This window comes from Cereibacter changlensis JA139 (assembly GCF_003034985.1).
Classification (GTDB): domain Bacteria; phylum Pseudomonadota; class Alphaproteobacteria; order Rhodobacterales; family Rhodobacteraceae; genus Cereibacter; species Cereibacter changlensis.
On record NZ_PZKG01000224.1, the window covers coordinates 1 to 4,068 of the forward strand.

General features: G+C 64.6%; 6 protein-coding genes and 2 pseudogenes. 7 read left to right on the top strand and 1 reads right to left on the bottom strand.

Annotated features, from left to right (window positions below):
- The 7 genes and pseudogenes from C5F48_RS25775 to C5F48_RS22225 all read left to right on the top strand — a co-directional run.
- A partial coding sequence (locus C5F48_RS25775) for a hypothetical protein (RefSeq protein WP_219907826.1) occupies positions 1-558 on the top strand: 558 nt, incomplete at its 5' end.
- Positions 559-614: 56 nt separating this feature from the next.
- The gene (locus tag C5F48_RS22200; RefSeq protein ID WP_107665916.1) at positions 615-845 is read left to right on the top strand and encodes a hypothetical protein; all 231 of its coding nucleotides are present in this window, start codon (positions 615-617) and stop codon (positions 843-845) included.
- Positions 835-1,140, top strand: a complete 306-nt coding sequence (locus tag C5F48_RS22205; protein WP_107665917.1) for an immunoglobulin domain-containing protein — start codon at positions 835-837, stop codon at positions 1,138-1,140. The genes C5F48_RS22200 and C5F48_RS22205 overlap by 11 nt, the downstream gene beginning before the upstream one ends.
- Before the next feature lie 114 nt (positions 1,141-1,254).
- Positions 1,255-1,926: a hypothetical protein gene (locus tag C5F48_RS22210; protein WP_107665918.1), complete on the top strand. Its 672-nt coding sequence runs from the start codon at positions 1,255-1,257 to the stop codon at positions 1,924-1,926.
- Positions 1,926-2,129 carry a hypothetical protein gene (locus C5F48_RS22215; RefSeq protein WP_107665919.1) on the top strand — a complete coding sequence of 68 codons (204 nt, stop codon included), beginning with the start codon at positions 1,926-1,928 and terminating at the stop codon, positions 2,127-2,129. Before C5F48_RS22210 ends, C5F48_RS22215 begins: the two co-directional genes overlap by 1 nt.
- Complete coding sequence (locus C5F48_RS22220) at positions 2,116-2,373, top strand: hypothetical protein (protein ID WP_146170707.1); 258 nt, start codon at positions 2,116-2,118, stop codon at positions 2,371-2,373. The genes C5F48_RS22215 and C5F48_RS22220 overlap by 14 nt, the downstream gene beginning before the upstream one ends.
- A 387-nt stretch (positions 2,374-2,760) precedes the next feature.
- Positions 2,761-3,042: pseudogene (locus C5F48_RS22225) on the top strand (transposase); the annotation flags it as partial.
- Positions 3,043-3,801: 759 nt separating this feature from the next.
- Here C5F48_RS22225 and C5F48_RS25385 read toward each other — a convergent pair.
- A pseudogene (locus C5F48_RS25385) lies at positions 3,802-4,068 on the bottom strand (hypothetical protein); the annotation flags it as partial.

Consider the following 4,068-nt stretch of genomic DNA (forward strand, 5'->3'; position numbering starts at 1 on the left):
GGCAAGCGCCGCGCGATGCGCGTCGTCGGAGCCGGGGGCCGTGTCCTCGGCTGCGCCTGCGGGCCGCACCACCCCCCGGCTCCGACCATTGACAGTCCCGCTCAGGGCCGTGGGTCGGGCTTCGCCCTCTCCACTCTGTTCCGCCGAATACATGCGTATTCGACAGACCAGATTGCCGAGGCGCAGCCCATCGGCGGAAGCGGGGAAGAAGTCACCCGCGCCGCCCCCACCACACAGGGGATGCAGACCATGATGCACAGCCGTTTCACCTTCCCGCCCATCGACGCAGGATCGCCGGATTACTGGCGCGACCTGAAGCGCGGTCACATGCTGATCGCCGCCGCCCATGCCGCCAATGCCAGCATGAAGGCCGCGCCGGAGTTCATCATCATCGGCCACCCCAGCAAGCCGGGCTTTGCTCGCATCCGGGCGAACCACGGCCCGTTTGAAGTCTTCGCCGCCGCCTGCCGCACTGTCGAGGACGATCCCGCCGCCCGCGCGATCCTTCGGGCCAACCCCAGCCTGCACGTCGGCGAATACTTCGCCATGCCCTACTGACCCCCTCAGCGGCGCAAGGTCGACAGCCTTGCGTCCCATCGGAAACGAGGCTCGCCGTGGCGAGGAAGACGCCACGTTCGGCGGTCAGAACCCACAAGATCTACGGCAAATGGACGGCCAGCGACGGGGCCAAGCGCGGCAAGCACATCGGCTTTCGCGCGATCACCGACGCGGACATGAGCATCGAGATCCTGTTCGACATCGAGTTCCCGCTTCGGCAGGCCACGATCATCGCCGTGCCGTTCCCCGAGGTCACCAGCGCCGAGGAGCCGACCGATGCCGAATGACATCACGGTGGACCAGGTGTTTCGGGAGAACCTCGCCTTGCCCGAGGCGGAGCGGACCCTGCCCTGGGAGGAAAGCCGCGACGGGATCACGGTCGTGGTGGAGCCGAAGCCGCATTACGCCGAGGACATGACCGCCTGGGATCTGCGCCGGCACGCCTTCTGCCACTACCGGGACTGGAAGGCAGATGGCGCGAAGGCCAGGTTTTTCGACCAAGCCCACAAGACCGGCGACGAGGTGATGATGACCGCGCGCGTCATGGTCATCCGCGAGATCGAGGCCGGGGAATGGTCATGACGCACATCGACCTGACGCCGGCGGAGCGGGGCGAAGAAGCCCCGCCCGCGACGGTTCGCCCCGCTGGATTTCCCTGCGCAAACCCACAGCTGGAACAGAAAGGAGGGGTCTGACATGGCCCTGCAAGCAGAGCTGAATGACATCGACAAGGGTCAGCACGGCGCGGAATGGATTTGCGGCAGCTACCAGTGCCGCAATTTCGAGGGCTGGTTCCAGCAGCGCGAGATGGGCGAAGGAAACTGGCAATTCGTCATCATCGGCTTCGGGATCAACGATTGCAGCGTCTACCGGGTGAACCAGTCGGGGCGCTTTACGAACAGGTCGTGCCGATTGACGAGCAGGACCGCATCACCATCGGGAGGCGCAAATATGGCCGCGACAACTGGTATCACTGACAGACGCACCAAGCCCGACACGTCGCGCCAGCAGTGGAAGCGAATGTTCGGCCGGCAGCGGCGGAAATGGCGGGCCGAGTTGCGTGACCGGGGAGCGGTCAGCCTTGAGCCGATCTACGTCCGGGCCGGGCAGCGGCGGCGCGGGATCGTCGCGGTTTCCGATGGCGACAGGCTGGAACTGCAGTTGCTCCACATGGCCGATGGCGGGTCACGCTGCCGGACCGTCGCGGCGTTGAACGCGGCCGCCAAGCTTCGCCAGATGCGGGCGCCAGTCAGCGCGATCCGGGAGGCGCTGTCCAGCTCCGGGCCATGCGCTGCAACATGGATCTTCCGATCCTGTCGCGACGAGATGCCGAGGCGTTCTTTCGCAAGATCCATGCCGCAGGGCTGATGTTCCATCTCGAGGACGATCCGGCAACCATTCTCGGCCGAGGCGAGAGCCCGCTGTTCTCGCCTTCCGAGATCGTCATGTTGCGGGCCAGGATTGCAGAGCTTCACGCTCTGGACTGGGGCGATCATGGTTGCCCGATCGGCTACATGCTTCAGCTGCAGCGCGAGGGCCTGTTGACGGAGGACCATCATGAAACCCGCTGAAATGCAGGCCAAGATCCGGGCGGCCATATATGCCGCATGGCCACCGGGCGTGGTGATGGAGATCAAGGCGTTCGAGCGCGAGGTTGGCCGGCTGCTCGATGGCATCGCCGTCGCCTTCATGGCGTTGCGGCCGGACTTGGAGTTGGTGCCGTTTCTCGATTGGCTGTCGGAGCATCCGAGCCGGTTCTCCCGCGACGAGTGGGCGTCCGGTCTCGTCCTGCGCGATGCCCGCTTTCCGGGATGAGGACGATGGAGCTTTCGCGATACTCGCTGCGGTGGGGCAAACCTCACCGTGATCCACCTGGCCCGCGTGTTCTTGTCTCGATGCTGGTCCAGCGTGGAGTGTTCAGCGACATTCGGATCTGGCCAGTTTGTCGTGACGCCTGACATGGAGAGCCCGCTGTCTCGCTGAGGTGATGGAAGAAGCTGGCCGGCGCAGTTTATGTGGTTTGCTGGGAATTGGCCACACGCAAACCGATCCGGCGCTGGAGCAGATCCGCCAGGGCGAGCGTGCTGACAGCGAAGCTGCTGGCGGTTGTCATCGACGGGTGACGCCGAGGTTGGCGGCAACCCGCTGAATTGGTTCTCGTTTCGACCGGACACAGGGGCATACCCATGGAGGCTTAGGTATTTGCCTGAGCAGGTGTTTATGTCTGAGATAGAGATCATCACCAATGGTGGCCGCCGCCGCTGGGCCGCGATGGAGAAGCTGCAAATCGTGGAGGAGACGCTGGTTGAGCGGGCAAGCATTTCGGTTGTGGCGCGTCGCAACGGCGTGGCGCCGAACCTGTTGTATCGTTGGCGTCAGCTCATGCTCGAAGGGGGGCGTGTCGCCGTAGAGGAAGACGATGACCTCACCAGCGACAAGGTCGTCCGGCAATCGGAGGACCGCATCCGCGATCTACGGGCTGAAGGAATCGGCGGTTCGCCAAGCCTCAAAGGCGCGGTAGGAAATCCCCACGGCAGCAGGCCAGCACCGCAACGCCCCAAAGCACCGCGACTGTCGCGATCAGCACGACACTGTGGATCTTCTCGTGCATATGGCGCCTTCTCTCCTTGGCCCGTAGCGTTTCTGTCCGCAAAGCCTCAGCCTCCCGTCGGGCCGAACGCATCGCGGTGGCTTCCGCTCTTGCCCCGTCCAGTAGCGCCTGCACGTCTGGAGGCACCTCTCTGTCTGTAGGGCGTGGCGTCATGACGGAGCTGTCCTTCTCGCTGGATCTGGCAGATCGGCGGTGGCGCTGCGGATCACGAAGATATGTTGACCATCCAACGCGATCAACAGCGGAGCTTGCCCGATGTTCCCCGCGGCGGTCCAACCGACCAAAGCCCGAGCCTGATGCGCCGCGGCAGACCACTGTGGGGAAGATTGGGCGGCGGCTCGAAGGGCTGGCGACGGCGCGGCAGATAGAGAGGCGAGGCCAGCCACCCGGCTCATCCGCGCCGAACGTGTCGAGACTGCGCCCGCATGCGGGCTTGCCCTTCGGGCGACTCCGTCGGCTCGACCCATTCGGCCCGGCTGGCCTGATCGGCAGACGAAGAGCCTGTTTCGGCAGGTGGTGTGGAACCGCGCGGGTCTTCATCGTCGGAACTTTGCCTGCCGCTTTCACCCGCCCAAAGGGACAGGGCAGGGCGGATTGGCACGAATGGGTCAGAATGGCTCAGTGGAGCCCTCCTAGGGGTTCGCGGCTAACCTTGCTGGCGTCAGGCCCCGCCGGGCCGCTAAGGGGAAAATTTGGGCCATGTAGGCGCTGTAGTTGCGATAGCTGATGGTGGCTTTGTTGCCAGCGACGCCGGCGTAGTAGGATTTGCCGCTCGGAAGGGGGAATCCGGCCCAGACCTTCGCCAGCTCGACCTTGAAGGCGTCGAGGCTCAGGCTGCCGTCCTTGAGCGCGAGATAGCCGGCGTCGATAACGAGAACATTAGCGAAGGCGTCCTGGAT